29 protein-coding genes are annotated in these 26,316 nt (G+C 64.6%); 12 read left to right on the plus strand and 17 right to left on the minus strand.

The annotated features are described in order from the left end of the window. Positions 1-5: 5 nt before the first annotated feature. The gene (locus tag AC13HB_RS11705; RefSeq protein WP_482949943.1) at positions 6-839 is read right to left on the minus strand and encodes an SDR family NAD(P)-dependent oxidoreductase; all 834 of its coding nucleotides are present in this window, start codon (positions 837-839) and stop codon (positions 6-8) included. A gap of 76 nt (positions 840-915) precedes the next feature. Further along, on the minus strand, positions 916-2,184 hold the full coding sequence (gene glsA / locus AC13HB_RS11710) for a glutaminase A (protein ID WP_482949944.1): 1,269 nt from the start codon (positions 2,182-2,184) through the stop codon (positions 916-918). Positions 2,185-2,318: 134 nt separating this feature from the next. On the opposite strand from glsA, the gene AC13HB_RS11715 reads away from it, so the two are divergent. From AC13HB_RS11715 to AC13HB_RS11730, 4 genes are all read left to right on the plus strand, one after another. Next, positions 2,319-3,551, plus strand: a complete 1,233-nt coding sequence (locus AC13HB_RS11715; protein WP_482949945.1) for an argininosuccinate synthase — start codon at positions 2,319-2,321, stop codon at positions 3,549-3,551. 190 nt (positions 3,552-3,741) lie between these two features. Beyond that, the gene (locus tag AC13HB_RS11720; RefSeq protein ID WP_482949946.1) at positions 3,742-4,884 is read left to right on the plus strand and encodes a sensor histidine kinase; all 1,143 of its coding nucleotides are present in this window, start codon (positions 3,742-3,744) and stop codon (positions 4,882-4,884) included. A gap of 24 nt (positions 4,885-4,908) precedes the next feature. Beyond that, complete coding sequence (locus tag AC13HB_RS11725; protein WP_482949947.1) at positions 4,909-5,556, plus strand: histidine phosphatase family protein; 648 nt, start codon at positions 4,909-4,911, stop codon at positions 5,554-5,556. Further along, positions 5,556-6,044: a low molecular weight protein-tyrosine-phosphatase gene (locus AC13HB_RS11730; RefSeq protein ID WP_482949948.1), complete on the plus strand. Its 489-nt coding sequence runs from the start codon at positions 5,556-5,558 to the stop codon at positions 6,042-6,044. The genes AC13HB_RS11725 and AC13HB_RS11730 overlap by 1 nt, the downstream gene beginning before the upstream one ends. Here AC13HB_RS11730 and thpR read toward each other — a convergent pair. After that, complete coding sequence (thpR, locus tag AC13HB_RS11735; protein ID WP_482949949.1) at positions 6,029-6,568, minus strand: RNA 2',3'-cyclic phosphodiesterase; 540 nt, start codon at positions 6,566-6,568, stop codon at positions 6,029-6,031. The two genes, AC13HB_RS11730 and thpR, sit on opposite strands and share 16 nt — an antisense overlap. 182 nt (positions 6,569-6,750) lie before the next feature. Here thpR and AC13HB_RS11740 point away from each other — a divergent pair, with 182 nt between their 5' ends. Next, entirely contained in the window at positions 6,751-7,515 is a 765-nt protein-coding gene (locus tag AC13HB_RS11740) for a Bax inhibitor-1/YccA family protein (RefSeq protein WP_482949950.1), read from the plus strand. A gap of 81 nt (positions 7,516-7,596) precedes the next feature. Here AC13HB_RS11740 and AC13HB_RS11745 read toward each other — a convergent pair whose 3' ends face one another. Further along, positions 7,597-7,887: a DUF2794 domain-containing protein gene (locus AC13HB_RS11745; protein ID WP_482950071.1), complete on the minus strand. Its 291-nt coding sequence runs from the start codon at positions 7,885-7,887 to the stop codon at positions 7,597-7,599. Between the two features lie 358 nt (positions 7,888-8,245). On the opposite strand from AC13HB_RS11745, the gene AC13HB_RS11750 reads away from it, so the two are divergent. From AC13HB_RS11750 to AC13HB_RS11775, 6 genes are all read left to right on the plus strand, one after another. After that, a complete protein-coding gene (locus tag AC13HB_RS11750) occupies positions 8,246-8,986 on the plus strand; it encodes an ABC transporter ATP-binding protein (protein WP_482949951.1) in 741 nt (246 codons plus the stop codon). After that, positions 8,983-9,723, plus strand: a complete 741-nt coding sequence (locus AC13HB_RS11755) for an ABC-2 transporter permease (RefSeq protein ID WP_482949952.1) — start codon at positions 8,983-8,985, stop codon at positions 9,721-9,723. Before AC13HB_RS11750 ends, AC13HB_RS11755 begins: the two co-directional genes overlap by 4 nt. Beyond that, positions 9,720-11,564, plus strand: coding sequence for a Gldg family protein (locus AC13HB_RS11760; protein WP_482949953.1), 1,845 nt, complete (start codon positions 9,720-9,722; stop codon positions 11,562-11,564). The genes AC13HB_RS11755 and AC13HB_RS11760 overlap by 4 nt, the downstream gene beginning before the upstream one ends. Beyond that, positions 11,561-12,607 (plus strand): DUF4340 domain-containing protein, encoded by a 1,047-nt coding sequence (locus tag AC13HB_RS11765; protein WP_482949954.1) that lies wholly within the window; start codon positions 11,561-11,563, stop codon positions 12,605-12,607. Before AC13HB_RS11760 ends, AC13HB_RS11765 begins: the two co-directional genes overlap by 4 nt. Continuing rightward, the gene (locus AC13HB_RS11770; RefSeq protein WP_482949955.1) at positions 12,597-12,971 is read left to right on the plus strand and encodes a VOC family protein; all 375 of its coding nucleotides are present in this window, start codon (positions 12,597-12,599) and stop codon (positions 12,969-12,971) included. The genes AC13HB_RS11765 and AC13HB_RS11770 overlap by 11 nt, the downstream gene beginning before the upstream one ends. A gap of 123 nt (positions 12,972-13,094) precedes the next feature. Next, positions 13,095-13,799 carry a DJ-1/PfpI family protein gene (locus tag AC13HB_RS11775; RefSeq protein ID WP_482949956.1) on the plus strand — a complete coding sequence of 235 codons (705 nt, stop codon included), beginning with the start codon at positions 13,095-13,097 and terminating at the stop codon, positions 13,797-13,799. A gap of 6 nt (positions 13,800-13,805) precedes the next feature. Here AC13HB_RS11775 and AC13HB_RS11780 read toward each other — a convergent pair whose 3' ends face one another. Beyond that, positions 13,806-14,273, minus strand: a complete 468-nt coding sequence (locus AC13HB_RS11780; protein WP_482949957.1) for an MmcB family DNA repair protein — start codon at positions 14,271-14,273, stop codon at positions 13,806-13,808. Positions 14,274-14,340: 67 nt separating this feature from the next. After that, a complete protein-coding gene (locus tag AC13HB_RS11785; protein WP_482949958.1) occupies positions 14,341-16,374 on the minus strand; it encodes a DUF3857 domain-containing transglutaminase family protein in 2,034 nt (677 codons plus the stop codon). 109 nt (positions 16,375-16,483) lie between these two features. Here AC13HB_RS11785 and AC13HB_RS11790 point away from each other — a divergent pair, with 109 nt between their 5' ends. Next, positions 16,484-16,894: a metallopeptidase family protein gene (locus AC13HB_RS11790; protein ID WP_482949959.1), complete on the plus strand. Its 411-nt coding sequence runs from the start codon at positions 16,484-16,486 to the stop codon at positions 16,892-16,894. Positions 16,895-16,901: 7 nt separating this feature from the next. Here AC13HB_RS11790 and AC13HB_RS11795 read toward each other — a convergent pair whose 3' ends face one another. From AC13HB_RS11795 to AC13HB_RS11845, 11 genes are all read right to left on the minus strand, one after another. Further along, positions 16,902-18,512 (minus strand): tetratricopeptide repeat-containing sulfotransferase family protein, encoded by a 1,611-nt coding sequence (locus tag AC13HB_RS11795; protein ID WP_482949960.1) that lies wholly within the window; start codon positions 18,510-18,512, stop codon positions 16,902-16,904. Positions 18,513-18,544: 32 nt separating this feature from the next. Next, complete coding sequence (locus AC13HB_RS11800) at positions 18,545-19,249, minus strand: NAD-dependent deacylase (protein ID WP_482949961.1); 705 nt, start codon at positions 19,247-19,249, stop codon at positions 18,545-18,547. A 115-nt stretch (positions 19,250-19,364) separates the two neighbouring features. Further along, on the minus strand, positions 19,365-19,763 hold the full coding sequence (gene rplS / locus AC13HB_RS11805) for a 50S ribosomal protein L19 (protein WP_482949962.1): 399 nt from the start codon (positions 19,761-19,763) through the stop codon (positions 19,365-19,367). After that, positions 19,760-20,500 (minus strand): tRNA (guanosine(37)-N1)-methyltransferase TrmD, encoded by a 741-nt coding sequence (gene trmD / locus AC13HB_RS11810; RefSeq protein WP_482949963.1) that lies wholly within the window; start codon positions 20,498-20,500, stop codon positions 19,760-19,762. The genes rplS and trmD overlap by 4 nt, the downstream gene beginning before the upstream one ends. A 51-nt stretch (positions 20,501-20,551) precedes the next feature. Next, positions 20,552-21,124 (minus strand): energy transducer TonB, encoded by a 573-nt coding sequence (locus tag AC13HB_RS11815; RefSeq protein ID WP_482949964.1) that lies wholly within the window; start codon positions 21,122-21,124, stop codon positions 20,552-20,554. A gap of 62 nt (positions 21,125-21,186) precedes the next feature. Then, entirely contained in the window at positions 21,187-21,732 is a 546-nt protein-coding gene (gene rimM, locus AC13HB_RS11820; RefSeq protein ID WP_482949965.1) for a ribosome maturation factor RimM, read from the minus strand. 64 nt (positions 21,733-21,796) lie between these two features. Continuing rightward, positions 21,797-22,255, minus strand: a complete 459-nt coding sequence (rpsP, locus tag AC13HB_RS11825) for a 30S ribosomal protein S16 (RefSeq protein ID WP_482949966.1) — start codon at positions 22,253-22,255, stop codon at positions 21,797-21,799. A gap of 37 nt (positions 22,256-22,292) precedes the next feature. Further along, entirely contained in the window at positions 22,293-23,840 is a 1,548-nt protein-coding gene (ffh, locus tag AC13HB_RS11830; protein ID WP_482949967.1) for a signal recognition particle protein, read from the minus strand. Between the two features lie 322 nt (positions 23,841-24,162). Further along, positions 24,163-24,372 carry a hypothetical protein gene (locus tag AC13HB_RS11835; protein WP_482949968.1) on the minus strand — a complete coding sequence of 70 codons (210 nt, stop codon included), beginning with the start codon at positions 24,370-24,372 and terminating at the stop codon, positions 24,163-24,165. A gap of 186 nt (positions 24,373-24,558) precedes the next feature. Next, the gene (locus AC13HB_RS11840; protein WP_482949969.1) at positions 24,559-24,870 is read right to left on the minus strand and encodes a hypothetical protein; all 312 of its coding nucleotides are present in this window, start codon (positions 24,868-24,870) and stop codon (positions 24,559-24,561) included. Between the two features lie 132 nt (positions 24,871-25,002). Next, positions 25,003-26,277 (minus strand): dicarboxylate/amino acid:cation symporter, encoded by a 1,275-nt coding sequence (locus AC13HB_RS11845; protein ID WP_482949970.1) that lies wholly within the window; start codon positions 26,275-26,277, stop codon positions 25,003-25,005. Between the last annotated feature and the right edge of the window lie 39 nt (positions 26,278-26,316).

The following is a 26,316-nucleotide window of genomic DNA, read 5'->3' on the forward strand; positions in this document are numbered from 1 at the left end:
ACAGATCAAGCGTCGGCGGAACCGCCTTCGCTCGCCGGCCTTTCGCCCTGCCGGACCTTGGCCGAATTGCGCTCCATCATCCACAGCGAGACCGGGCCGGGCAGAACCTGGTTGAGACCGGTGAGGAATTTGTACCAGAGGCCGGGCACGCAGACCGCGCGATTGGCCTGCACCGCCTCATATCCTGCGCGCGCGACCTCATCGGCGGTCTTCCACCAGTATTTGGGAAGTTTGGACACCATGGAGCGGGTCTCGTTCACGTCGTGGAATTCGGAATAGGTGAAACCGGGGCACAGCGCCGTCGCGTGGATATTGTAGGCCTTGCCTTCCAGATGGAGCGACTGGCTGAATTTCACCAGCGCCGATTTGACCGCTGCGTAGAGCGTATGACCCTTGGCTCCGGGCATGAGGGCAGAGACCGAGGACACATTCAGGATGCGGCCATAGCCCCGTGCCTGCATGCCCGGCATGACGCGATGCACCAGTTCGGCATAGCTCGTCAGCATGAGCTGGATGAAGCGGGCCTGATCGCTCCACTCGGTCTGGGTATAGGTGCCCGGCAGGCCGAAACCGGCATTATTTACGAGCGCGTCCACATTCCGCCCTGCCTTCTCGATCCCGGCGAGGATTGCTTCGGGAGCGGCCGGGTCCGCCAGGTCGGCCGTGATGACCAGGCTGTCCACGCCGAAATGGGTATGAAGCTCTTCCGCCAGTTCATCGAGGCGTTCCTTGCGGCGCGCGACGAGGGCGAGGTCCCAGCCATTGGCGGCGAATTCGCGGGCGAGGGCACGGCCGATGCCGGAAGAGGCGCCGGTGACGAGGGCAAGGCGTCGGGTCATGGTCGAGCTCCTGAACGATCCTGACAGCAAGGTGATGATGCCCGGCGAGAATGTCCAGCATCCTGAAATTCAAGCTTCAATCGGTCGCGACTCCGGCAAAGACATGGAAGGGGAAGGCTTCCACGAGGCGCTGCGAAAAGGCCACGCCGCGCACCGAATTGCCTTGCCTGTCGAGGCGCGGACTCCACAGTCCGACCCCGGCAATACCCGGTATGACCAGCATCAGCCCGCCGGAAACGCCGGACTTTGCAGGCAGGCCGACCGTGAACGCGTATTCGCCGGAATAGTCGTACATGCCGCAGGTCAGCATCAGGGAGAGCGTGTTTCGCACGATGGCGGAATCGATGATGCGGTGGCCGGTAAGCGGACAGACGCCGCCATTGGCCAGCATTGCGGCGACGACGCTCAGCGCGTCGCAGTCGAGGGTCAGCGAACAGGTCCGGAAATACAGATCGAGCGCCTCGCTTGTGTCAGTACCCTCGGGAAAGGCGTCGTGTTCATCCATCAGTTTGACGAGCTGGAGATTGCGCGACGCGGTCTCGCGCTCGGACCGGTAGACGGCTTCGTCGAAGCCGCAGGCTTCCCCGCCCGCGGCCGAGGCGACGAAGCGGCGCACGAGGTCGAGACGCCTGTCCGGTGGCTGGCCCGGGCGGATCATGGCGGCGCACATGATGGCGCCCGCATTGATCATCGGATTGTGCGGCCGGTCGTCCGGATCCAGTGCGAGCTCGTTGAAGCGTCGGCCCGACGGTTCGCGCCCGACATGGCGATGCACGAAACTGTCGCCGTTGAGCGCCATCGCCAGAGCGTAGTTCAGCGGCTTCACGACCGACTGGAGGCAAAAAGGTGTGGCGGAATCGCCGAGTGCCAGCCGCTGCCCGTCGATACTGCAGACCGAGAGCCCGAAGGCATCCGGTGTCTGGCGGGCCAGTTCGGGGATGTAGTCCGCCACCGACCCGGACCGGATTTCCGAGACATAGGCGAAGATATTACTCAGCCGGGCGGTGAAATAGCCGAACCGTTCGATCGCCAGCCCCTCAACGAGGGCGCGATGCACGAGGGCGGCGCTGTCGGCGGACATGACCGGGGCGAGCGTGTCGGGCGAGAGTGGCGTCGAGGCCTGGTCGAGAACGGGTCTGAGCGCGGCCAGCCGGGGCATTGCGAGATCGATCCCGGCGGCTTGCAGCCGGTTCGCAAGATCGCCTGTGGTCCGGCAGTCTTCTCCTGCGGCCGTCTCGCACAAAAGCTCGAGCCGGGCGAGCGTGGCGCCCCGGTCGCTATCGTGCTCGAAGCGCGCGCGGCGCGCGGCGAAGCCGGAAAGGTTCTCGCTGGACGGTCCGCTCATGCCGGCAGGATGGCCATGAATTTCCCGATGTCCACTCTTGCAGGTGTGGCATGCGCGAATTCATGGACTTCGCCTCTTGCGCGAGGACCGGGCTGGCGCTACGCGCTTTGGCGCAAGAAGAAGGAAGTCCGCCCATGTCCGCCAGCAAACCCGTCAAGAAGGTCGTCCTCGCCTATTCCGGGGGTCTCGATACGTCTGTCATCCTGAAATGGCTGCAGGACCACTACGATGCGGAGGTGGTCACATTCACCGCCGACCTTGGCCAGGGTGAAGAACTCGAACCGGCCCGCAAGAAAGCCGAGGCCGCAGGCGTGTCGGAAATCTTCATCGAGGACCTGCGCGAGGAATTCGTGCGGGATTACGTCTATCCGATGGTGAGGGCGAATGCCGTTTATGAAGGGCTCTACCTGCTTGGCACCTCGATCGCGCGGCCGCTGATCGCCAAGCGCCTCGTCGAGATCGCGCATGCGACGGGCGCCGACGCCGTCGCTCACGGCGCGACCGGCAAGGGGAATGATCAGGTCCGGTTCGAGCTTGGCGTCTATGCGCTGGATCCGGATCTGCGGGTCATCGCGCCCTGGCGCGAATGGGACCTGAACTCACGTACCAAGCTGATTTCCTACGCCGAGGCCAACGGCATTCACGTCTCCATGGACAAGCGTGGCGAGGCGCCGTTCTCGGTGGACGCCAATCTCTGGCACACCTCGTCAGAGGGCAAGATACTCGAGGACCCGGCCGAGGAAGCGTCCGAGATCGTCTTCCAGCGTACTGTTGCCCCGGAAGAGGCGCCGGACCAGCCGGAATACATTACGCTGGGTTTCGAGCGCGGCGACGCATCCGCGCTGAATGGCGAGGCCATGAGCCCTGCCACCCTCCTGACAGAGCTCAATGCGCTGGGGCGCAAGCACGGCATCGGCCGCCTCGACCTGGTGGAAAACCGGTTCGTCGGCATGAAATCGCGCGGCATCTACGAGACGCCGGGCGGAACCATTCTCATGGCAGGTCACCGCGGAATCGAGCAGATCACGCTCGACCGCGGCGCGGCTCATCTCAAGGACGAGCTCATGCCGCGCTATGCCAAGCTTCTCTATGAAGGCTTCTGGTTCTCGCCGGAGCGTGAAATGCTTCAGGCCGCCATCGACAAAAGTCAGGAGCATGTCAGTGGGGAGGTTCGCCTGAAACTCTACAAGGGGTCGGTCAATGTGGTGGGCCGTTCGTCCGAACATTCGCTGTATTCTCTGGAGCACGTGACCTTCGAAGAAGACGAGGTCTACGACCAGAAGGACGCCGAAGGCTTCATTCGTCTCAACGCCTTGCGCCTGCAGCTGATGGCCCGTCGCAAGCGACGTCTCGGTCGCAACGACTGACCGGACGGGCGTCATTCGAACCTGAATGTGCGCTCATGAAAAATTCATTTCCCCGCCCGAGCCTTTACTTGGCAAGGGAAGCGGTCACACTGCGCGGCTTCAGGTTGCAGGGGTCTAGGGGGCGCTTGCAATTCGGGGTGGGGTTGGCTGGCAGTCTTGTGCCGGCTTTGCGAGGGGAAGAGCGGCAGGAATGCAATCAATCCTGTTAAGCAGTTTCCTGGACATCTTCTACGCGACGCTTTCGATCGTCGCGATTTTGGTGTTGTCGCGCTATGCGAACCATCCCGGACTCATCAGTGCCCGTCACGGTATCATCGTCCTCATCTTCGGGCTGTCGGTCTGGACCCTCTATCACGGCTTCCATGCCTGCGTCCTGATCGTCGGTCCATTCTTCCAGCCCGAACAGGTGGTCTCGCAGTGGGGCGCGATGCTGGACGAGCGCTATCGCTGGGCCTTCGAGGCCATCACGTCTTTCGCGCTCCTCTACGGTTTCGTTGCGGTGGTGCGGCGCATGGGCACCCTGCTGGATGGTCTGCAGGAATCCTCTCGGCGCCTCGAGGTCGAACGCGACAGCCGCCGGTTGATGGAAAGCGAGCTCAAGATCGAGGCGGAGGTGGAGCGCGCCTCACGCCGCTCGAAAAGCGAGTTCATTCACGGCCTCAGTCACGAGATGCGGACGCCGCTCAACGGAATCCTCGGCCTTGCCGGTTTGCTGTCCAATACGGATCTCGACGCCGACCAGCGCAAGCTTCTCTCCACGCTGGAGCAGTCGGCGCAGGCCATGCTGTCCAAGCTCAATGACGTGCTCGACCTGTCCCGGCTTGAAAATGGCCGGGTGGAGTTGCGCAGCGCCGTTTTCCGCCCGGCCGAGCTGGCGACAAGCGTGATCGCCCTGTTCGAACCGCTGGCGCGCGACAAGGGTCTGCAGATCGGGCTCGATCTGGGGGCGAATGCGGAAACCGAAGTGCTTGGCGACCCGGTCCGTATCAAGCAGGTTCTCGCCAATCTCGTCTCGAACGCCGTTAAATACACGCCGGAAGGCAGCGTCCGGGTGGCTGCGCGTCTGGTCGAGGGCGGGCAGCAGGACAAGCTTTTCCTGGAATTCGTCGTAACCGATACCGGGGTCGGCATGTCTCCGGAACAGGTCGCGTCCCTGGAGTCGCGTGACGCGCAGCCCATCACCGGTGAGGCCGGTCTCGGCATCTCGATCTGCCATCGCGTGCTCGACCTGATGGAAGGCGAGATCGGCATAGAAAGCCGTCTGGGCGAAGGTACGATGATCACCACCCGGATGCGCGTTCGGCACGAGCCGGGCGCGTCCGAATCCGGCTGACCCGCAATCGCAAGGCAGACAATCATGACAGAAACACGGCTTCTTCGCGGCCTCGCCGCCGCGGCGCTGGGCGGCCTCGCAGCCTGCGCCCCCCAGGGCTTCGATCGTCCCGGCCTCATCGCAGGGGCGTCGGAGGACGATGCCGATGCGCTGCGGTCGGCTGACCGCCATATCCTCGTCGTGCGTCATGCCAGGAAGATCGCTCCCGACTGCAATGCCATGGATTGCCAGCTCAGTCTGCGCGGCGATGCCATGGTCGAGCGCCTCGGCGGCCTGATCGGTGGGCCGGTCGACTTCGCCTTCTCCAGTGCCGCCTGCCGCACGCAATTGACCGCGGAAGCGGGCCGGATTCCGGTCGTCCCGCACCAGGCAGTTGATGAGCTGGCAGCCGGATGCGCCAAAGGCGAGACGGTGAGCCGCCGCCGCTCGGAGGCCTTCGCCGAGGCACGGTTGTCGGATTCGCGCTGGGGCCTCGTGGCCGAGCATTCCAATACGAGCTGTCTGTGGATCGAAGAGTTCGCGGGCCCGTCAGGGGCCGCCGAAGCCGGCTGCGTCGAGGGGCGCCTGCCTGACGGCGCCTATGGCGACATCTACTGGCTCTACCGCATCGACGGGGCCTGGCAGGTCTCCGTGCTGCCGGGCGCCTTCGACATCGACGCCGACGCGCCCTGATGCGGCTGCTCTTCGTCTGCACTGGGAATATCTGCCGTTCGCCCACGGCGGATGCAGTCGCGCGCCAGCGGCTCCAGTTGGCGGGGCTGGACTGGATCGTCGATTCGGCCGGAACGGGCGGCTGGCATGCCGGCGAAGCGCCCGACACGCGGGCTGTCGAGGCGGCGGCGCGACGAGCCATAGACATGAGCGGTCTGAGGGCACGCGAACTGACCGGCGATGATTTCCGGCGTTTCGACCATCTCGTCGCCATGGATGCCGGGCATCTGCGCCACATGAAGCGGCTTCGACCCGGAGGGGCAGGCGTTGGAGCGGGCGGCCGCATATCGCGCTTGCTCGACTGGACGGACACCCATACGGGCCAGGACGTCCCGGACCCGTATTACGGGGGCGAGGAGGGTTTCGATCATGTCCTGGACCTGGTCGAGGCCGGCATCGACAGCCTCATCGCGGCCTTGCGCGAGGGGCGGTCTCAGCCGAGCGGATAATCCGCGACCGCCTCGTAGATGTTCGCATCGCCGCGCGTCAGCCAGCTGGTAAAGAGCGAGAAATGCGTGACGCGCCAGGGATCGGTCGCGAAGCCGCCCGTGCGTTCGGCAAAGCGCGTCACTTTCTCGATCGGCGTGCCGTTCAGATAGGCAAGCGTCATGTGCGGTATGAAACTGCGAGTCTCGGGTTCGAGTCCGGCTCTGCGGGCGGCGCGTTCGCAGCGCGACTGCAGCTCGCCGAGTGCGTCAGGCGCCTCCACGCCCAGCCAGAGTGCGCGCGGGTCCCTTTTGCCGAACCAGCCACTGCCGGCGAGCTTCAGGTCGAAGGGCGGAAGCTGGATACTGGCCAGCTCGGCATCGAGGTCCTCGGCGACCGTCTCGGGAATCTCCCCGAAGAAGCGCAGCGTGATGTGAAAATTCTCGACCGGCCGCCAGCGCGCGCCCGGTACGCCCTTTTGCAGGCGGCGGATTTCCGGGCCGAACGCCTCGGGGACGGGGATGGCGGCGAACAGGCGCAGGCTCATGGCGGATCCGATGGGCTGACGAAAGGTCAGACCTAGGTCGATTTTCCCCGCGCTGGCAAATCATCCGGGCCGCGAGGGGGGACGCGAAGCCTTGCCGTCCCTCCTTGCCTTTCCGGGCCAGTGTAACGATATTGTGGGACAAAGCGCCCGACCGGGCGCGGCAAGCATGGAAGACGTAACCTATGAATGATTTTTCCCGCTCCTACTCCAACGCACCCGCGATGGACATGTCGACGGATGCCGGGCTGCGCCAGTTCATGCTCGGCGTTTACAACAAGATGGGTCTCGGCCTGCTGATCTCGGCGGCGCTCGCATTCCTTACAACGAGCGTTCCGCCTGTAACCAGCCTGCTCTATGAGGTTCAGGTCGTGGCGACCCCAGAAGGCCCGGCAAGGTACGTCGGAAGGACCGGACTCGGTACTCTGATAGCGTTCTCACCGCTTATCATCTTGTTCGGTTCGATGTTCTTTATGCGCTCGCCGTCGAAGTCGGGCGCCAACCTGCTGTATTGGTCGGTCGTTAGCCTGATCGGTGCCGGCCTCGGAATTTGGGGTCTGCAGTACACGGGGCAAAGTGTCGCCCAGGTCTTTATGATCACGGCCGCAGCGTTCGCTGGCATGAGCCTGTTTGGCTATACGACGAAGCGAAATCTCACGGGCCTTGGGTCGTTCCTGATCATGGGAGTGATCGGTCTCTTCGTCGCCCTCATTGTGAATATGTTCCTTCAGTCCGGCGTGCTGATGATGGCGATTTCAGCTATCGGTGTCCTTATTTTTGCAGGTCTGACGGCCTATGATACGCAACGGCTGAAGCTTACGTATTACCAGTTGGGTGGCGACAAAACGGCGATGTCCGTAGCGACGTCGTACGGTGCGCTTTCGCTGTACATCAACTTCATCAATATGTTCCAATTCCTGATGATGTTGCTGGGTGGGCGTCAGGAATAAGCGAACGGTTCACACCGGACAGACAAAACCCCGGAGGTCCGCCTCCGGGGTTTTTCTTTGCCTGTGCCATATGGGCGCGAGCTATTCGACGATGTTGAAGCGCTTCTTGTCGAAGACCTTGAGGGCCTGGGCGAGATCGTGTCCGCGCTTGAGGATCTGGCCGTCCATGCCGACGATCTTGTACTGGCCCTGGCGGTGTGCGTCGGCCGGCGTCTTGATGACGCTGTACATGGGGACTTCGCTGTGGCGCCGGAAGATGGAGAAGACGGCCTGGTCTCTCAGCCCGTCGATCGCGTAATCCTTCCAATCGCCCTGCGCGACGAAGCGGCCGTAAACCCGAAGTATCGTGTCGAGTTCGCGCCGGTCCCACATGACCGTCTGCGGAGCCCGTCTCGCGGACTGGGGGCCTGACTGCACGCCAATTCTCCCGTCGGTTGAAACGCTACGAACAGCTTACAAACATTTCACGCGCCGCCGCAAAGTCGCCACATTTCGGGCGCTTTGCCGCCACACGCCAAAGCCACCGTCATCCGCGTCGGCCGGTCGCGTCAACGCTTCAATACCTGGTTTTAGACAGCCCCCCCAGCCCCCCGGGTTATGGAGCTGCGAACCGGTCGGCACCCAACTTCCCAATATCAAACGGAAACTTTCGACCTCGTCCGCGCTTGCCTCTGGCCAAGCCGTGTCGGGCGCGCTAACGCTATGCGGGTCCGATTGCGAGCACTCCCCCATGCTGGTTGCCGACCATCTGATCAAGGAATTCGGGTCCCGTCGCGCGGTTGACGATGTCAGCTTCACGCTGGAGCGGGGCGAGGTGCTGGGCTTTCTCGGGCCGAACGGCGCGGGGAAGACGACCACGATGCGCATGCTCGCCGGCGGGCTGGAGCCGGATGGCGGCCGGGCGAGTATCGCCGGCCATGATTGCGTCGCCGACCGCCTCGAGGCGCAGGCCCGTCTCGGCTATCTGCCCGAGGGTGCCCCTGCCTATCCAGCCATGACGCCGCGCGGTTTCGTCGCCTTCGGGCTCCGCGCCCGCGGTTTTCGCGGCGAAACCCTGAAGCGCGCGCGCGACAAGGCGCTCGAGCGCGCCAATCTGGGCGCCGCGGCCGATCAGCCGATCGGCACGCTTTCCAAGGGATACAAGCGCCGCGCAGCCCTGGCCGCTGCCATCGCGCACGATCCGGCCGTGCTGATCCTCGATGAGCCGACGGACGGGCTGGACCCGAACCAGAAGGATGGCGTGCGCGCCCTGATCCGGGACATGGCGCCGGACAAGGCGATCATCATTTCCACCCATATCCTCGAAGAGGTCCCGGCCGTCTGCAGCCGTGCCATCGTGATCGCGGAGGGACGCCTTCTGTTCGACGGAACGCCCCGCGATCTGGTGGAGCAGGCCGATGACGGATCGCTGGAGGGAGCTTTTCGTGCGCTGACGACCGGCGGGCGTGCGAACCGGGAGAGTGCTGCGTGACCGGACTGCTCGCCGTTTATCGCAGGGAGCTGGCAGCCTATTTCCAGACCCCGCTCGCCTATGTCTTCCTCGCAGCCTTCGCCCTGGCGGCGCCGGCCTTCGCCTTCCATATCGGCCGCTTCTTCGACACCAACCGCGCCGATCTCGCGCCCTTCTTCGACTATCTGCCCTGGCTCCTGGTCATCCTTATGCCCGCGCTCGCCATGCGCGCCTGGGCGGAAGAACGCGATCGAGGCACGCTGGAATTCCTGATGGCGCTGCCTATACCGCTCTGGGCTGCGGCGGGCGGAAAATACCTCGCGGCCTGGACGATGGCAGCGGCCGCGCTGGCCCTGACCCTGCCGATTTGGATTGCGGTCAATTATCTCGGTGAACCGGACAATGCCGCCATCGCCACCGGCTATCTCGGGACATGGCTCCTCGCAGGCGCCTATCTCGCAGTTGGCCAGGCGGTCTCGGCCACCACCGCCAATCAGGTGATCGCCTTCGTGCTCGGAACGCTCTTGTCCTTCCTGCTGACGGCGGCCGGTCTGCCGCTGGTGCTGTCCGTTCTGGGCGAGAATGCCCCGGCGACCGTCTCCGAATTCGTCGCCGGCCTGAGCGCGCTCGACCATTACAACGCCTTCCGTCACGGTGTGATCGGGCTTGCCGATCTCATCTACTTCATCGGCATCATCATCGTCTCGCTGAGCATTGCCGGCGTGCTCGTCGCCGAGCGCCGGGGAGGCGGCCGATGAAGCGCTCCCTCTACATGCCGCTGATGCTGCTCAGCCTCGTCGTGCTTTTCCTCGCCGGCAATCAGCTCGCCGGCCAGGCCCTTGGCAGCTGGCGCCTGGACCTTACCCAGAATTCGCTCTACCGGCTGTCGCCAGGCTCGCAACAGGTGATCGACCGGCTTTCCGAGCCGGTGGAATGGCATTTCTATTTTTCGCGCGCTGAGGCGGCCCAGTATCCCGCCATACGAGCCTATGCGACCCGGGTGCGCGAACTGCTCCAGGCCTATGCCGACGAGTCCGGTGGCCGTATCCGGCTGATCGAGACCGATCCGGCGCCTTTTTCCGCCGATGAGGACGAAGCGCTGGCATCCGGCCTTTCGCCCATGCCGACCGAAACCGGCGAACAGCTCTTCTTCGGCCTGGTCGCGCGCAATTCGGTCGACGACCAAGCGGTCATCCCGGTTTTCCGCGAGGATGCGGAGACCCGCCTGGAATACGATCTCACGCGCCTGATCGTGGATATCGAGCGCCCGCGCCGCCCCCGCCTCGCCATCCTGACAAGTCTTGCCATTTCTCCGGAAGACGGTGCCCCGAACCACTTCATAGCCGAGCTGAATGCGGCTTATGACCTGATCTGGCTGGAGCCGGACTTCGAAACCATCCCGGATGCCGAGGCCCTGCTCGTCTATCACCCCGGCGATCTTACGGACGGACAGCTCTATCTGATCGACCAGTATGCGATGCGCCATGGCCGGGTGCTCGCCTTCCTCGATCCGCTCGCCCACGTCGCGCTGCGTGCGGGCCCGGACGGCTTGCCGCCCCTGAATGCCACGCGCGCGTCCGGTCTCGGTCCGCTGCTGGCGCGCTGGGGGGTGGCCTATGATCCGCAGACCGTGGCCATGGACCGGTCGCTCGGCCTGCCGGTGGAGATCGTCGAGAGCGACGGCCGGACGCGCCGCCGCGCCTATCCGCTCTGGTTCGCGATCGGCCCAGCACAGATCAATCAGACCGACCTCGCCACAGCCACGCTCGATCTCGGCCTCAATTTCGGTTCCCCCGGCGCCCTCGACGTGATCGGCCTTCCCGGAATCGAGGCGACAGCCCTGATGGCGACGAGCCCCGAGGGTGCACGCCTGGATGCAGACATCGCCGCGGGAGCGCCGGGTCCGGATGCGCTTTTGCGCGATTACCAGCCCGACTCCGACCCGCTCATCCTGGGCCTGCGCATCCACGGTATCGTCGAGACAGCTTTCCCGGACGGTCCGCCGGCGGGCGAGGTTCTGTTCAATCCGGCGGATCATCTGGCTGTTGCCCCGGCCCCGGTCGACATCACGCTTGTCGCCGATGCCGACTGGCTCGACGACACCTATTACGTCCGCCGCGATCCGGTCGTCGGCGATACGCTCGTGGCCGACAATCTGTCCCTGGCCATGAATCTGATCGACATGGCCGCCGGCGACCCGGCGCTTGTCACCTTGCGGTCACGCGCACCATCCCTGCGACCGATGACGCGGGTCGAGGCGCTGCGTTCCGAGGCTGAAACCCGCTATGTCGAAATCCAGACCCGGCTGGAAGCCGAGATCGCGTCGGCGCGAAGCCGGCTGGAAACCCTGCAGGGGACCGGCCAATCCTCCGCGCTCCTGACCGGGTCGGACACGTCCGATCGCGAAGAGGCGGCCCGGTTGCGCCGCGTCATCGCAGACCGGCGCGCGCAGCTGCGCGCTGTCGAACGCGATTTCCGCCGCGATATCGACGCGCTCAATGCGAGTCTTCAATTCTGGACCATCGGCGTGCCGCCGACCCTGATCGTGCTGATCGGGATCGCCGGTGCGATCGTTCGCCGCCGCAGGAGGCGTGCATGAGCCGGCCCATGAACACGGCCCGCCGGCGCCAGCTGACCCTCGTCGCCGGTGCTGCGTTTATCATGCTGGTGCTGGCGCTCGGCGCGAGCTGGCAGGACGCCCGCCGCAACTGGCAGCCCGCCGTCGAAGGCCCGGTCCTGCCGGACTGGCCGCAGGCGGTCGCCTCGGCACAGAGTATCGAGATCGACAGCGCGGAGGACCATTTCACCCTGCAGCGAACGGAAACGGGTTGGGTGATGCCCGAGCGGGACGGCCATCCGGTCCGGTCCGCCCGGCTTGCCGAGCTCGACGCCTTCCTGTCGGGCCTCGAATATGCGGGCGCCCGCACCACCGACCCCGACAAGCATGCCCGTCTCGGCCTGGCGGCCGACGGGGCTGAGGGAGTCGGAACACGTGTGACGGTGCGCGATCTCGACGGCGCGGTGACGGCAGACATCATACTGGGCGATATGCGCCAGGGCCGGGCCTATGTGCGCTTCCCGCAACGCAATCGAAGCTGGGCGGCGCGCCCGGGTGAAACGGCGTCGGAGCGACCGGCCATCGAAACCGCGCAGGACTGGCTGGACCTGGACTTCCTTGCGCTGGGCAGCAATGAGATCGCCCGGGCCGACATCGCCCCGGAGCAAGGTCCCGCCTATCGCCTTGAACGCGCCGCCCGCTCGACCCGCAATTTCGCGCTTCGCCAGCCTGCGGGCTGGCGCCCGATCACGGCGGCCGCGGGCAATGGCCCGGCCAGCGTTCTGTCCCGGGTCCGCTTTCGCGACGTCCGGCGTGCCGACCGCATCGCGGGTGAGGTAATCGCACGGCACACTGCCCAGACCTTCACCGGTCTGCAGGTGACGCTCGAAATTATCGCCCTGGGAGAGACCCGCTGGGCCCGCCTCGAGGCATCGGCGCTGACCGACGACGCGCAGGCGGAAGCGGCGGCGATCAATGCGGCTGCTGAGGGTTGGGCCTTTCTGCTTTCCGATCTGACGCTGGACCGGCTTGTCCGCCCGCTCGACCAGATCGCGGACCCGGTCGGAGGGGATGATGCGCCTTAACCAGATTACCATCCCGGTGAGTGACATCGCGCGCTCCAGGACCTTCTATACCAGGCTCGGCTTCCGTCTCCTGGTCGACAGTCCGCACTATTGCCGTTTCCTGGCGCCGGAGGGGGATACGACCTTCTCGCTCCACCTGGAGAGCGGGCCGATCCATCCCGGCACTGTGATTTATCTGGAAGACGAGGATGTGGATGCGCGGGTGCGGGAATTGGAGGCGAACGGCTTCGTCTTCCGCGATGCGCCCGAGGACCAGGGATGGCTATGGCGCGAGGCGGTGCTGACCGACCCCGATGGCCATCCGATCAAGATCTATCATGCCGGAAAGAACCGGATCGACCCGCCCTGGCGCGTGTCCGACTAGGGGATTTGGCAGGATTTGCCGGTCTTCCGTCCTTTTGCCGGAAGCCGGAAAACCTAAGCTGGATGCGCATTGCAGGGGCCGGGAAATCCGCAGACCCCGCTCATCTCGCTGAAGGACATGCGCATGACTGCCATTACGCCAGGACCGGTCCGGAATATCGGTTTTCTGCTCTTTGACGACATCACGCAGCTGGATTTTACCGGCCCGCTCCAGGTGCTCTCGCGCCTGCCCGGCGCGCAGACCCATCTCGTCGCCCGTACCCTCGAACCAGTCCGGACCGATTGCGGCCCGTTCATCCTGCCGACCATGACGCTGGATGCGTGCCCGCCGCTCGATCTGATCTGCGTGCCGGGTGGTTTCGGTGTGGATGCTGCCATGCAGGATGAGAGCGTCCAGGCCTTTCTGCGAAGCCGCGCACCGGATGCGGCCTATGTAACGTCGGTCTGTACCGGGGCTTTCGTGCTCGGCGCTGCCGGCTTGCTGGAGGGGCGTCGCGCCACGACGCATTGGCGTTATCACGATGTGCTGTCGCGCTTCGGCGCCGAGCCGGTCAAGGCGCGGGTCGTGCGTGACGGCAATCTGTTTACGGGCGGCGGCGTGACTGCCGGGATCGATTTTGCCCTGACCATTGTCAAGGAACTGGCAGGCGATGCGGTTGCAGCATCGATACAGCTGGGTCTCGAATATGATCCGCAGCCGCCGCTTGATGCGGGATCTCCGGATCGTGTGCCGGCCCCCGTGAGGAAGGCTGTCGAGGACCGGTTTGCGCCGCGTGTCGAGGCGTTCATGAAAATCGTCGATCGGGTCGTGGGCGAGCCCGCTGCCTGAGCGGCCTTAATCGCGGGGCTCGTCCTCGTCTCCAACCCGCATGAGCCGGTCGGCAGCGGCCCGGGCGAAACGCAAGGTGATCGCCTTGCGGCGCGCCGGTGCGAGCGCGAGCACCGGGCTCTCGCGCACAATGGCGCCGCCGAACCCGTCGGCGATGATCAGACCTGTCTCCTCGGGAATGAGATCGTGCGGAAAGCGCTGGGAAACCGCGAAGTAGAGCCGGTCGCAATAGTCGGAATACTCCATCCATTTATTGTCGGCCCGGAAATCGGCGATGCCGGATTTCACCTCGACGATGGATATCTCGCCCTTGCGTCCGATCGCGGCCAGGTCGGCCCGCCGGCCGTCGGGCAGCCGGAATTCCGGGATGGCGGAAAAGCCCATCTGCCAGAGCAGCCGCGCCGCCCCGCGCATGAGCGCATGGGCGTCGTCGATATCCGGATTGGCGGCGGATGCGACGTCCTGAAGGTTCATGCTCCCAGCATGTTCCATATTTGTTCGCGCGACAAGGTGCCGGAGGCTGCCAGCTGTTCGCGTCCCGTCAGGGCGCGCGCTTCTCGCCTTTCAGCGAGACTTCAGGAATGGCCATGGCTTCCGGCCCGACCATGTCGAAGCTGTAGTAGGACGAGTTGAGCATGTCTTCGTGCTCGCGCAGAACCTCGGCCGCGGTATCGGCCGGGACGGCGCGTGTCCGGCTCTGCGTCTCGTAGTGCATGCGGTAGCGTCCGCCGACATGGACGGTGAAGTGGTGATAGCGGAAGGCCGCATTCTCGATCACCACGTTCTCGTTATTGAGATCCCAGCCCGCGCCGCCATCGGTCAGGATGATGTCCACCGTGTGCTGGCGGCGGCTCGGATGGCTCACGGCGAGCGGCGTGTCGCGCTGGATCTGCGCATTCGACTCGACCAGTGACGGGATGGCGTGGGCGCGGTAGCCGAAGCTGTAGAAACCGGGCTGGTCGCCGGCCTCGTACGGATTGGCCAGTTCGAGCCGTTCCGTGATCACGATACGGTTGGCGTCCATATCGTCCTCGATGGCCAGCGGTTCGAGGAATTGCGCTTCACCGAAGAAGCCGTTGTAGAAATCGAGATAGTTGCGGCGAATTCCCGATCGCCCGTTCTCGGCGATGAGATAACGCATATAGTCGGCATTGGCGCGCGTGAAGGTGGTGACCACATCCAGATAGGCCGGTTCGTGCTGGCCGCCGGAAATATCGAGCTGTTCCTCGATGACGACGGTGGGCTCGGTCGGATGCGGTTCGGTGCGCATGCGTTCCACGCCGTTGCCTTCGCCGTCAAGCACCAGCGCATAGCCGTAATCGGGTTCGACGAGGGTCTCCAGCGTTCCGCCCTGGTGCGATTGCGTGGGGTCGAGCCAGAAAGTCTCGCCGTTTCGGGTCAGCCGGACGATGACATGGTCGAAGGCGCCGGGTGAGGGTTCGAGATCGGGCAGCCCGAAACCGGTGGAGAGACTGACCAGGGCGGCATCCGCCTCGAAGCCGAGCGCCCGCGCCAGCTCCATCAGCAGCACCGTCTTGGCCTTGCAGTCGCCATAGCGCACATCCAGCGTGTCCGCCGGCGCGGCCGGCAGGTAGGACCCTTCGCCATAGGTCAGGGCGAGATAGCGGATATCGTTCTGGACGAAGCGAAGTGCTTCGATGAGCTGGGCTTCGGCACGGCTATGGCGGCCGGCAATCTCCGCCGCGAGCGCCTGTACGGAATCGTCCATTTCGAAATCGAAGAGCGGGCGCGCCCATTCGGCCACCTCGTTCCAGTCCGCATAGCTGGAAATCCGCAGCGAGGCGAATTGCTCCAGCTCCAGCGGAGCGCCGGCTTCCGCATCGACGGCTGCGCGCGGGGCCGGCTCGAGAATGAAACTTTCCGTATTGCGCGAAACCCGGCGCTCCACATCGGCATCGCCGCCGGCGACGTCCCAGTGCTGTACCGTGCCGCGCGCCCAGTGGGAGCGGATCGACCGGCGCTCCACCGGAAGGCTCCAATTGAGGCTGAAGCGGCGGAAATCATGGTCCGTGAAGACGGGATTGTCGCCGACGATGGAATAGGCGATGTCGACGATATCGCCGCGGCGTACATCGTCCATGCGCAGCATCGCCGTCGCTTCGCCATTCAGCATCTGTCGGTCGCGGCTGGTCTCGCGGCGGGCGAACTCGATCAGGCTGCGATCCTTCCGGTCCTCGGTGACGCCGTCCCGGGTCAGCCGGACATGATGGAAGACGAGGCTGTGATAGGCCGGGTCGAAATTGACTTCGAGGCTGGCGATGGCATCGACGCCGGACGCGTTGATCGCCTCGCGCACCTGCCGGTAATAGGAGACGGGCTCCTCGCCGCGGCTGTCGTGCTGGTCGTCCACGAGCAGGTAGCGAACGCCGCCATAGGGTTCGTGGATCGCTTCGTCCGGATCGGCCGGCTCGATTTCGACCACGAAGTCCGGCGCCGGACTGAAGACCGCTTCCGTAGGCATCTCGGCCGCACGATCGGAAAGCTGGCCAGAGGCCACCCCTCCGAACAGCAGACATGCCAGGACACCGATAATGGACACAACGCTACGTAACATGACTTCCCCCGAAACCCCTGCGTGCAGATTAGGCTGAGCCCTGACCTGTGCAAACCGCCTCCTTGCAGCCAGACTGGGCCTTCCTGGAAGATTGTTGTGAGTTTGCGACATGAGCGGCGACCCTATCGCCCGGATCCTGCCCCCCACGCTCGAGCAGTTCGAAAGGCTGGCCGAGGCGGCCTGGCATGACCTGCCGGACAGCTTTCGGAAGCTGTGCGGGCGCGTGGAGATTTTCGTGGCCGATTTCGCCGATGAGGAGACCTTGCAGGCCCTCGGAATGGAAGACCCGTTCGAGCTGACGGGCGTCTATATCGGTGTGGACCTGTCGCAGAAATCCGTATCCGACCCGTCTCCGGAACCGGACCGGGTTTTCCTGTTCCGGCGGCCGATCCTGGATGAATGGGCCGATCACGGGAATGTGCCGCTGGGCGAACTCGTGACGCATGTCCTGGTGCATGAGATCGGCCATCATTTCGGCCTGTCGGACGATGACATGCACGCGATCGAGGATCGGGCCTGAGGGCGCTCTATTCGCCGGTATAGCCCCAGCGCTCGACCCAGGGTGCGAGAACGGGAAGGACCGGCGTCATCGCATCTTCGTATTTGCGCCAGAGCCCGACCGAGCGGTCGTGGATCGGTTGCGTCACCTGCGGCCCGGACGGGGTCGAGATCGTTTCGGGAAGATGATCGCGGTACTGCGCCATGCGGTCCTGCCAGGACAAGCCGATACTTTCGAGGGCCACGGAAACCGTTTTCGGCATATCGCCGACGAGCGATTCATACCGGATATCGCAGATCGGGCTGTCGGGGACGAGCCGCAGTCCGGCTTCGCCGGCCGACATTGCCGCGTCATAGAGCGCCGCGGTGTCTTCCAGCGTAAAGGTGTGCACCATCGAGGCGTTCAGCTCGAACAATTGCTTGTAGGCGGAGAGCACGGCATCGCGTGGATCCCGTACGGCCCGGATGACCCTTGCGCCCGGGAAAACCTGTCCGAGTACGCCCAGCCAGGGCAGGTTGAGCGGTAGCTTGTCGATAAAAACACCCTCCGCTGCGGCACCGATCTCGTCGGCGCGCTTCCAGTAGGCCGCACGCAGATCCTCCGCGTGCTCCGGGAGCGTCGCCATGAAGCGTCGGAGGCTCTCTTCGCTGTCGCCCGCACTCGCGATGATCGGTTGCGTGAGGAGGGCCTCGTCGCTGACCCGGATATCCGGATGCGAGCCCAGGATTTGTTCGAGCAGCGTCGTCCCGGATCGGGGAAAGCCGACCAGAAAGACCGGCGTGCGTATTGCGGCCCCGGTGCTCGTGCTGGCGGGCTCGAGCGTCGGGTAGGCTTTCCCGAGGCGCTGGAAGCTCTTCAGACCGTTGAGATCGTCCCGAAATTGACCGGTCGGGGCCAGATGATCGCGCAGCGCGCCATACCCGGTCTGCCAGGCCGACATGGCCGCCTCATAGGCCCCGAGTGCCTCGTGCGCAAAGCCGCGGTGGCGCCAGACGGGGGCGTCTATGCCCGGATGCGCCCGGCCCGCATCGAAATGCTGATCGATGACGGCCAGTGCGGCCTCCGGCCGGTCCGCGGCGAGTTCGGCGGCGGCCAGCGCTGAGATCCCTGCGGGCGCTCCGGATTCATGATGGAGCAGGAGCTCGCCATAGCGCCGTGCGGCCTCCCAGTCGCGCATGGCTTCGCTGATCCAGGCCAGGTCGCGCAGACACGCCAAATGGTCCGGCATGATGCGATGCGCGGCTTCATAGGCCGTCCGGGCAGCAGCCAGATCACCCGCCTTGCGTTCCATTGCGGCGCGGAAATAGACCGCCTCGAAAGAATCCGGGAAAGCCCTGGCGAGTGCCTCGTAACGGCTTCGGGCCGTCGCATAGTCTTCCAGATCGGTCAGCACCTGGGCTGCGGCCAGTTCGAAGGGAAATTGCCCGGGAGCGACGCCGCAAGCCTGCTCAACATACAGGAGCGCGCCAGCGGGGTCTCGCAGAGCCCGGCGGCAAATGCCTTTCAGATACAGTCCGTTCGGGTCTTTCGGCAAAGCGGCGAGGATCGAATTTGCGACCGCCTCGGCATCCTCGAAGCGATGCTCGCGATAGGCTGTAAAGCCGGACTGGGCATGGTTGTAAGCGTCTTGGGGTGTCATGTGATCGGTTCGCTCGGCGCTCGACGTCGGTATCAGGGGCACAAAGTGGAGACCCATTCGGGCACAGTTTCGCTGGCGGGACCACACAGATGTGCATCGAACCCGTCGGTCGTGTCAGTCGTCTCCAGATTGATCTCCGTGAGGCGTGCGCCGGCGCGTCTGGCGATATCGGCGAAACCGGCGGCCGGGTAGACGGTTCCCGACGTTCCGATCGCGGCGAACTCGGTGCAGGTTTCCAGGCTTGCCAGGATGAGCTCCATACCGAGCGGAATTTCGCCGAACCAGACGATGTACGGCCTCAGTCCGCCGCGCGCGCCGCAGCGCGGGCAGACGATATCGACAGACAGGTCCGGCAGGCTGTCTTCGACCGCATGACAATGCAGGCAGCGCATCTTCGCCAGTTCGCCATGCATGTGAACCAGGCGTTCCGAGCCAGCGCGTTCGTGCAGGTCGTCGACATTCTGGGTTACCAGCAGGAATTCCCCGCCGCGGGCCAGCCAGTCCCTTTCCAGCCGGGCGAGCGCTTCGTGAGCGGCATGGGGGCGGGCATTCGCGAGCCCGGCCCGGCGCGCATTATAGAAGGCATGAACCTGATCGGGCTGTGCTGCGAAGGCTTCCGGCGTGGCCAGCTCCCGCCAGTCGAATTTCGACCAGAGGCCGTCCGTATCGCGGAAGGTTCCAAGGCCGCTCTCGGCGGAAATACCGGCACCGGTGAGTATGACGAGGGATCCGGGCATGATGTCGACCTAACCCGTTCGCGGCCGCCCGCAAAGCCCGCCCCCGTTATGCCGGGCATGAAAAAACCCCGCCGGGATGCGGCGGGGTTCTTCAATTCGCGCAGTGCGACAGGGACTAGCCCTTTTTCTTCGGCTCACGCTTTTCGATGCCGCGGCCGGTGACGCGCTCGGCGATACGGGCCGACTTGCCGCGACGGTCGCGCAGATAGTACAGCTTCGCGCGGCGGACCTTGCCCTTACGCTTGATCTCGATCTGCTCGACATTCGGCGAGTAGACCGGGAAAACGCGCTCAACACCTTCGCCGAAGGAAATCTTGCGGACGGTGTAGCTCTCGTTCAGGCCTTCGCCAGAACGCGCGATGCACACGCCTTCGAAGACCTGGATACGCTCACGGTCGCCTTCCTTGATGCGAACATGGACGCGCAGGGTGTCGCCGGCGCTGAAATCCGGGATGGTCTTCTCGCCCAGGACGCGGGCGGCTTCTTCTTTTTCAAGCTGCTCGATCATGTTCATCGTGCATTCTCCTTGCGAGCCTTGTGCCTCGTCCAGAGGTCCGGGCGACGCGCCTTCGTAATCTCTTCTGCCTGCTCCCGGCGCCAGGCCTCGATCTGGCCATGGTGCCCCGACAGCAGGACCTCCGGGATCTCCCGACCCTCGAACACGCGCGGTCGCGTGTAGTGAGGATATTCGAGGAGATCACCCTCGAAACTCTCATCTTCGGTCGACATCGGGTCGCCCAGCACGCCGGGGAGAAGTCTCACACAGGCCTCGATGAGCACCTGGGCTGCGGCTTCGCCACCGGCCAGCACGGCATCGCCGACACTGACCTCTTCCATTTCGCGGCTTTCGATCACCCTCTGGTCGAGGCCTTCGAAGCGTCCGCAAAACACGACAACGCCCGGACCGGCCGCCCACTCCCGTACCCGGGCCTGTGAGAGCGGTCTTCCGCGCGGCGTCAAATAGATCAACGGCCGTTTCTCGCCTTGCCAGCGGGACTGCACCGTATCAATCGCCTCCGTGGAAACATCCGGCCTGAGCACCATACCAGCGCCTCCGCCGGCCGGGGTGTCGTCCACGGAGCGGTGCTTATGACGGGAAAAATCCCGGATGTCCACAGTTTCTAGCGCCCACAACCCACGATTCGCAGCTGTCCCGATCAGCGATACGCCGAGCGGTCCCGGAAAGGCATCCGGGAAGAGCGTCAGGGCCGTTGCGGTCCAGGGAATATCGGTGGCGGGCGCGTCAGTCATGGCGCGCGGGTTTAGCAGGGATGGGGGTGGGGGGCTAGCTCGGCTTTCGCGTCAGCAGGGCGCATCCTCGACATCATCCCGTGTGGCGCCGTCACGGATCGCGAACACGAAGCAGGTCGCCTCCTCGGTCTGAGTAGGCCAAGGCTCGTAGCGCCAGCGCTCATAAGCTTCCAGTGCCTCGCGCTCGAAGCTGTTTCCGCCAAAATACTCACCCGTTTCGCGCCGTCGCGAGGTGGCGCATTCCGCCTCGATTTCCAGCGGGCGGCCATCTGGCGCAATCTGGCCGGCTACACGGCAGACGCCGGCAAGGCGACGCTCAAGCCCGCTTGTCGGGTAGCGGGCAACCGAGTGGCGATAGAAGGTTCGGTTCCGTGTCCATGCGCCGTCGACATAATAGAAAACAAGTTCGCGTTCGTGCGGCAGATGGCGTGAGAGGAGGTTGTCGGAAAGTTCGGACAGGAATTGTGTGGCGGCACTGGTGAGCGCGCCGCTGTCGGGCGCGTCCTCCGGGCATTCGGCGAGATGCCGGCGGTTCCAGTCTTCGTCGCGATCGATCCGGATCTGGCAGTGTGCAATAGCGGAGGGCTCCCCAAACACGGCGAGACCAATCAGAATTCCGATCATTGTGTTCCCCTTCCTCGCAACCATGGCATGCAAATCTGCGTGCCGGCAAGATGGGGCTGAGCCTACTCGCCCGCCTCTTCCTCGGCTTTGCTGCCCACTTCTTCCGGCGGATCGATCGTGATCACGCCGTCGGTGACGGAGACATGCGGGACGAAGTCGCGGGTGAAGGGGAGCATCCAGCTGCCCTTGCGGTCCGGGGTGCCGGAGATTTCCAGGAGGTCGCCGGAGCCGAAATCATGGATCGCCTTGAGCGTACCCATGGGCGAACCGTCGAGGCCCTGGACGGGCAGGCCGATCAAGTCGGCATGGTAGAATTCGTCTTCCTCCAGCCCGGGCAGGGCCGAGCGGGGGATATAGAGCTTGGTGCCGCGCCGGGCCTGGGCCTGTTCGCGGGTCATGGGCTCGGTAAAGCGGACGATGAAGCCGTCCTTGACCGGGCGCCAGGTTTTCGGCGTCAGCAGGGTCTGGCCGTTCTCGTCGAGAAAGGGCCCGTAGGCGAAGGCGGCGGCCGGCTCGCCGGCAAAGCTCTTCACCTTGCACTCGCCCTTTACGCCATGCGCGCCGGCAATGGCGGCAATGAAGACGAGATCGTCGGCGGTATCGGTCATGCGGGCAGCCTTGTGCGCCGAGAGAAAAGAGGCGGGCGCCAGGGCCCGCCTCGATTCGACAGTCCTATTCGGACTTTTCTTCTTCGGCAGCAGCCTCTTCAGCCGGGGCTTCCTCGGCCGGAGCTTCTTCGGCGGCCGGAGCTTCGGCTTCGGCCTTGGCTTCAGCTTCAGCAGCCTTCTTGGCTTCTTCCTTCTCGGCGCGCTCGGCGGCGAGCTCCTTGGCTTTCTGGCCCGGCTCGGCCTTCTGCGGGTTGTTGCCGCGCTCCCACTTCCAGGCGTCGGCTTCGATCTCGTGGATGAAGCGGCCGACACGGTCGCTCGGCTTGGCGCCCTTGGCGATCCAGGCCTTCGCCTTTTCCATGTCGATCTGGACGCGCTCGGAGCCCTTCGGGAGCATCGGGTTGTACGAACCGATCTTCTCGATGAAGCGGCCGTCGCGCGGCGAACGGCTGTCGGCGACGACGATGCGGTAGTAGGGACGCTTCTTGGCGCCACCACGGGCGAGACGGATTTTCAGAGACATCGGGTATTTCCTTCAGTTTGGTCTTTGAATAACGCGATTACTTTTTCGGCAGGCCGCGGGGCAGGCCGTCGGGACCAAGCCCGCCGCCCAGGCCCGGAAGGCTGCCGGAATTGCTGGAACCGGAACTGCCGAGGCCGGGGAGCTGGCCGCCGCCGGGCGCCTTGCCGCCCAGCAGGTCCTGCGTCGCCTGGCCCATATCGGCCGGATTCATGCCGGGCATGCCGCCGGGGGGCATACCGCCCATCCCGCCCATCATGCCGGCCAGGCCGCCACGGCCCTTCTTGTTCATCTTCTTCATCATGTCCGCCATCTGGCGGTGCATCTTCAGGAGCTTGTTCACATCGGCCACGGTGACGCCGGAACCGGCCGCAATCCGCTTCTTGCGCGAGGCCTTGAGGATTTCCGGCTTGGCGCGCTCCTGCTTCGTCATGGACTGGATGATGGCTTCCTGACGGGTCAGCATCTTGTCGTCCATGCCGGCGGCAGCCATCTGGGATTTCGCCGCCTTGTTCATGCCCGGCAGCATGCCCATGATCCCGCCGAGGCCGCCCATCTTCTTGAGCTGGCCGAACTGTTCGCGCAGGTCGTCGAGATCGAACTTGCCCTTGGCCATCTTCTTGGCCATGCGGGCGGCTTTTTCCTGGTCGACGTCCTGGGCGGCTTTCTCGACGAGCGAGACGATGTCGCCGCGGCCGAGAATGCGGCCGGCCAGGCGCGTGGCGTCGAAGGCGTCGAGCCCGTCCGGCTTTTCCGACACGCCGAGAAACTTGATCGGCAGGCCGGTGACGTGGCGCATGGAAAGCGCCGCACCGCCGCGGCCGTCGCCGTCCATCCGGGTCAGGACGAGACCGGTGAGCGGCAGGCGTTCATTGAAGCGCTTGGCGGTCTCCACCGCGTCCTGGCCGGTCAGCGCGTCGGCGACCAGCAGGGTCTCGTGCGGACGGGTCGCGTCGGAGATGGCCTTTGCCTCGGCCATCATGTCCTCGTCGATCGAGGTGCGGCCGGCGGTGTCGAGGATGACGACGTCGAAGCCCTGCAGCTTGCCCGAGGTCATGGCGCGCTTGGCGATGTCCACGGCGCGCTGGTTCGGCACGATGGGCAGGAAGGCGACGTCGATCTGGCCCGCCAGCTGCTGCAGCTGCTCCATCGCGGCCGGACGGCGGGTGTCGAGCGAGGCCAGCAGGACCTTCTTCTTGTGAATTTCCTGGATGCGCTTGGCGAGCTTGGCCGAGGTCGTCGTCTTGCCCGAGCCCTGCAGGCCGGCCATCAGGATGGCGATCGGCGGTTCGCCTTCCAGAGAGAGCCCGACCGGCTCGCCGTCGCCGCCAAGCAGTTCGACCAGCGCGTCATGGACGATCTTGACGACCTGCTGGCCCGGAGCCACGGCGCGGATCACGTCTTCGCCGACGGCGCGCTCGCGGATCTTCGAGACGGCGTCCTTGACGACCGGCAGGGCGACATCGGCCTCGAGCAGCGCCACGCGGATTTCCCGCAGGGCCGCATCGACGTCTTTTTCCGACAGCACACCGCGGCCGGTGAGCTTGTCGAATACGCCGCCAAGTCGTTCTGTCAGTGCGTCGAACATGCGTTCGTCTTCCTCGTCATTCCTTTTGCCGCGCGCCGTTGGCCGGAGCGCAGACCCATCAGGCAAAGCAATTCAGCCCCGCTGAGCGAAACCTTCGCCGAGCAGGGTTCTCGCCGACCTCCCCCGTCAGTTGGGACGGATGTGCCGGTAAGACAAGCTTTCACGCTTGCATGATGAAGGCGGGCGTTTACGCGCGGTGTGGAAAAGAGTCAAGCGCAGTGAGGCGAACGATCGCTTGACGGGGGCTCATCGGGCGCTCACCCGGGGGTGGCCGGACCCGGCCGTTCGTGCGGCGGCCGGGTCCTTCGCCAGCGCTTCGGGGCTATTCGCCCGAAGCGTCGTAAGTGACCTGTACGGTGTCGGCAACGACGGTCGGGACTGGATCGTGGTGAGCCGAACTGAAGGTCAGGGTGGGTCCGCTGGGCCGGGACGAGAGCAGCGCACCATAAGCCGAGGCGAACAGCAGGATCACGGTCAGCCAGAGAATGGCTGTCTTGGCGAGCACGCGCAGTCCGCTTGCTGAATGAGACATCCTTTTCCTCCCTTGGCTGCGGTCGTTGAACGAATGTCCGTTGACGAACAGATGTCCGTTGACCGGGCGTCGGACCGTGGCGATTCCCGCCTTTGTCTTGACCGTCGATTCAGCGCTGTTCCGCTTAACGAAAACTTACTCGGGCCGGTTCAATGCGTTTGATCCTTAATGCGGAATAAATTCGCTTCAAATTGTGGCTTTCTCGCGCAACCGGTCGAACAGGCGCCGACCGCGAATGACGAACCACAGTGCCGTCCATACATTTCCGAGCACGAAGACGGGTGTGATCCAGAACACGCCGGGGAGGATTTTCCGCTCGGTCGCCGCAATCACGACGGCGCAGAGAATGAAACCGAAATAGAGGTCGAACAGGGTCACCACGCCCCAGGGGTCGCTCGTCAGCCAGGTGCCCGCGGAAGAGAAATCCCCGGCCCTGACCGCGTGGAATATGAGGGCGGTCAGGACCAGGGCAGGGGTGAGAAGAAGGAGGCGTTTCATGGAGGGCGGTCACCTCCTCTTCGTCAGGGACATAACCGCCTACGCCCGGCGCGCCGGGCCGGATCACTTCCTTGCGAAAAAAAGAAAGGCCCGCCGAAGCGAGCCTTTCGGTTTTCCGTATGAGGTGCCGGTCTAGATCGTTGCCGGCGTCCTGAAGGTTTCCTCGTCGAGTTCGCCTTCCCATTTGGCGACGGCGGTCGCGACGGCGGCGTCGCCGGTCACGTTCACGGCCGTACGGGCCATGTCCATGATGCGGTCCACCGGCAGGATGAAGCCGACGATGATGGCCGTGTGCTCCGGCGTCACGCCGAAGGTCTCCAGCACGATGGCCAGCAGGAAGAGCGAGGCGGACGGAATGCCGGCCGCGCCGATCGAGACGATGGCCGCCGTGAAGGCGATCATCACGTAATTGACCAGGGTCAGCTCGTAGCCGAATGCCTGGGCGGTGAAGAGCGCGAGGATGCCGAGATAGAGCGCCGTGCCGTCCATATTGATGGTGGAGCCCAGTGGCAGGACGGAACCGGCGACTGACTTCTTGACGCCGAGATTGTCCGAGGCGGCCGTGATCGTCACCGGCAGCGTGGCCGAGGACGAGGCTGTCGAATAGGCGACGGCGATGGCGTCGGTCATGCCGCGGAAGAAACGGACCACCGGCAGATTCAGAATGACTCGGATCAGCAGGCCGTAAGTGATCACGGCGTGGACGAAGAGGCCCACATAGACGGCCACGATCAGGGTCAGGATGGACTGCAGCGCTTCCAGGCCCTGGCTGACGGCGGTGTAGGAGACCAGCGCGAAGACGCCGAAAGGCGCGACTTCCATTACGTAATGGGTGATCTTCAGGATGACGTCGGACGCCGAGTTGAAGAGATCGCCCATCGGCTTGCCCGCCTTGCCGGTGGCGATGATGCCGACACCGACGAGGAGCGAGAAGAAGATGATCGCCAGCACGTCGCCGTCGGCTAGGGCTGCGACCGGATTGTCCGGAACGATCGCGATCAGACGCTCGGCGAGCGAGGGCGCTTCACGTGAGACTGCGACGGCCTCGACGCCGCCCAGATCGGCACCTACGCCGGGACGCATGATCGTACCGAAGGTCAGCCCGATCACATTGGCGAAAATCGTGGTGACGAAATAGAGCGCGAAGGTCTTGAGGCCGAGCGAGCCCAGCTTGGCCGGATTGCCCATGGCGATGACGCCCGCGACCAGGGTCGAGAAAATGAGCGGGACGATCATCATTCGGATCAGGTTGATGAAGAGCAGTCCGACTGGCCGGATATACTGGTCGATAAAGGCCGTCGCGGCCTCCTGGCCCATGATCCCGGACAGCGCGAAGCCGAACAGGACACCCAGTACCAGAGCACCCAGAACACGCTGCCAGAGTTTGATTCCGAACCACCACTTCATGACGGACCCCTCTCCCCGATCTGCCGTTTTCGGCAGGCG

The sequence above is a fragment of the Maricaulis sp. B-26 genome, from assembly GCF_056857855.1.

What these genes read in the sequence shown, in the direction of transcription:
- AC13HB_RS11705 (WP_482949943.1), bottom strand. Translation starts at nt 839, where the DNA reads ATGACCCGACGCCTTGCCCTCGTCACCGGCGCCTCTTCCGGCATCGGC.
- glsA (WP_482949944.1), bottom strand. Translation starts at nt 2,184, where the DNA reads ATGAGCGGACCGTCCAGCGAGAACCTTTCCGGCTTCGCCGCGCGCCGC.
- AC13HB_RS11715 (WP_482949945.1), top strand. Translation starts at nt 2,319, where the DNA reads ATGTCCGCCAGCAAACCCGTCAAGAAGGTCGTCCTCGCCTATTCCGGG.
- AC13HB_RS11720 (WP_482949946.1), top strand. Translation starts at nt 3,742, where the DNA reads ATGCAATCAATCCTGTTAAGCAGTTTCCTGGACATCTTCTACGCGACG.
- AC13HB_RS11725 (WP_482949947.1), top strand. Translation starts at nt 4,909, where the DNA reads ATGACAGAAACACGGCTTCTTCGCGGCCTCGCCGCCGCGGCGCTGGGC.
- AC13HB_RS11730 (WP_482949948.1), top strand. Translation starts at nt 5,556, where the DNA reads ATGCGGCTGCTCTTCGTCTGCACTGGGAATATCTGCCGTTCGCCCACG.
- thpR (WP_482949949.1), bottom strand. Translation starts at nt 6,568, where the DNA reads ATGAGCCTGCGCCTGTTCGCCGCCATCCCCGTCCCCGAGGCGTTCGGC.
- AC13HB_RS11740 (WP_482949950.1), top strand. Translation starts at nt 6,751, where the DNA reads ATGAATGATTTTTCCCGCTCCTACTCCAACGCACCCGCGATGGACATG.
- AC13HB_RS11745 (WP_482950071.1), bottom strand. Translation starts at nt 7,887, where the DNA reads ATGTGGGACCGGCGCGAACTCGACACGATACTTCGGGTTTACGGCCGC.
- AC13HB_RS11750 (WP_482949951.1), top strand. Translation starts at nt 8,246, where the DNA reads ATGCTGGTTGCCGACCATCTGATCAAGGAATTCGGGTCCCGTCGCGCG.
- AC13HB_RS11760 (WP_482949953.1), top strand. Translation starts at nt 9,720, where the DNA reads ATGAAGCGCTCCCTCTACATGCCGCTGATGCTGCTCAGCCTCGTCGTG.
- AC13HB_RS11765 (WP_482949954.1), top strand. Translation starts at nt 11,561, where the DNA reads ATGAGCCGGCCCATGAACACGGCCCGCCGGCGCCAGCTGACCCTCGTC.
- AC13HB_RS11770 (WP_482949955.1), top strand. Translation starts at nt 12,597, where the DNA reads ATGCGCCTTAACCAGATTACCATCCCGGTGAGTGACATCGCGCGCTCC.
- AC13HB_RS11775 (WP_482949956.1), top strand. Translation starts at nt 13,095, where the DNA reads ATGACTGCCATTACGCCAGGACCGGTCCGGAATATCGGTTTTCTGCTC.
- AC13HB_RS11780 (WP_482949957.1), bottom strand. Translation starts at nt 14,273, where the DNA reads ATGAACCTTCAGGACGTCGCATCCGCCGCCAATCCGGATATCGACGAC.
- AC13HB_RS11785 (WP_482949958.1), bottom strand. Translation starts at nt 16,374, where the DNA reads ATGTTACGTAGCGTTGTGTCCATTATCGGTGTCCTGGCATGTCTGCTG.
- AC13HB_RS11790 (WP_482949959.1), top strand. Translation starts at nt 16,484, where the DNA reads ATGAGCGGCGACCCTATCGCCCGGATCCTGCCCCCCACGCTCGAGCAG.
- AC13HB_RS11795 (WP_482949960.1), bottom strand. Translation starts at nt 18,512, where the DNA reads ATGACACCCCAAGACGCTTACAACCATGCCCAGTCCGGCTTTACAGCC.
- AC13HB_RS11800 (WP_482949961.1), bottom strand. Translation starts at nt 19,249, where the DNA reads ATGCCCGGATCCCTCGTCATACTCACCGGTGCCGGTATTTCCGCCGAG.
- rplS (WP_482949962.1), bottom strand. Translation starts at nt 19,763, where the DNA reads ATGAACATGATCGAGCAGCTTGAAAAAGAAGAAGCCGCCCGCGTCCTG.
- trmD (WP_482949963.1), bottom strand. Translation starts at nt 20,500, where the DNA reads ATGACTGACGCGCCCGCCACCGATATTCCCTGGACCGCAACGGCCCTG.
- AC13HB_RS11815 (WP_482949964.1), bottom strand. Translation starts at nt 21,124, where the DNA reads ATGATCGGAATTCTGATTGGTCTCGCCGTGTTTGGGGAGCCCTCCGCT.
- rimM (WP_482949965.1), bottom strand. Translation starts at nt 21,732, where the DNA reads ATGACCGATACCGCCGACGATCTCGTCTTCATTGCCGCCATTGCCGGC.
- rpsP (WP_482949966.1), bottom strand. Translation starts at nt 22,255, where the DNA reads ATGTCTCTGAAAATCCGTCTCGCCCGTGGTGGCGCCAAGAAGCGTCCC.
- ffh (WP_482949967.1), bottom strand. Translation starts at nt 23,840, where the DNA reads ATGTTCGACGCACTGACAGAACGACTTGGCGGCGTATTCGACAAGCTC.
- AC13HB_RS11835 (WP_482949968.1), bottom strand. Translation starts at nt 24,372, where the DNA reads ATGTCTCATTCAGCAAGCGGACTGCGCGTGCTCGCCAAGACAGCCATT.
- AC13HB_RS11840 (WP_482949969.1), bottom strand. Translation starts at nt 24,870, where the DNA reads ATGAAACGCCTCCTTCTTCTCACCCCTGCCCTGGTCCTGACCGCCCTC.
- AC13HB_RS11845 (WP_482949970.1), bottom strand. Translation starts at nt 26,277, where the DNA reads ATGAAGTGGTGGTTCGGAATCAAACTCTGGCAGCGTGTTCTGGGTGCT.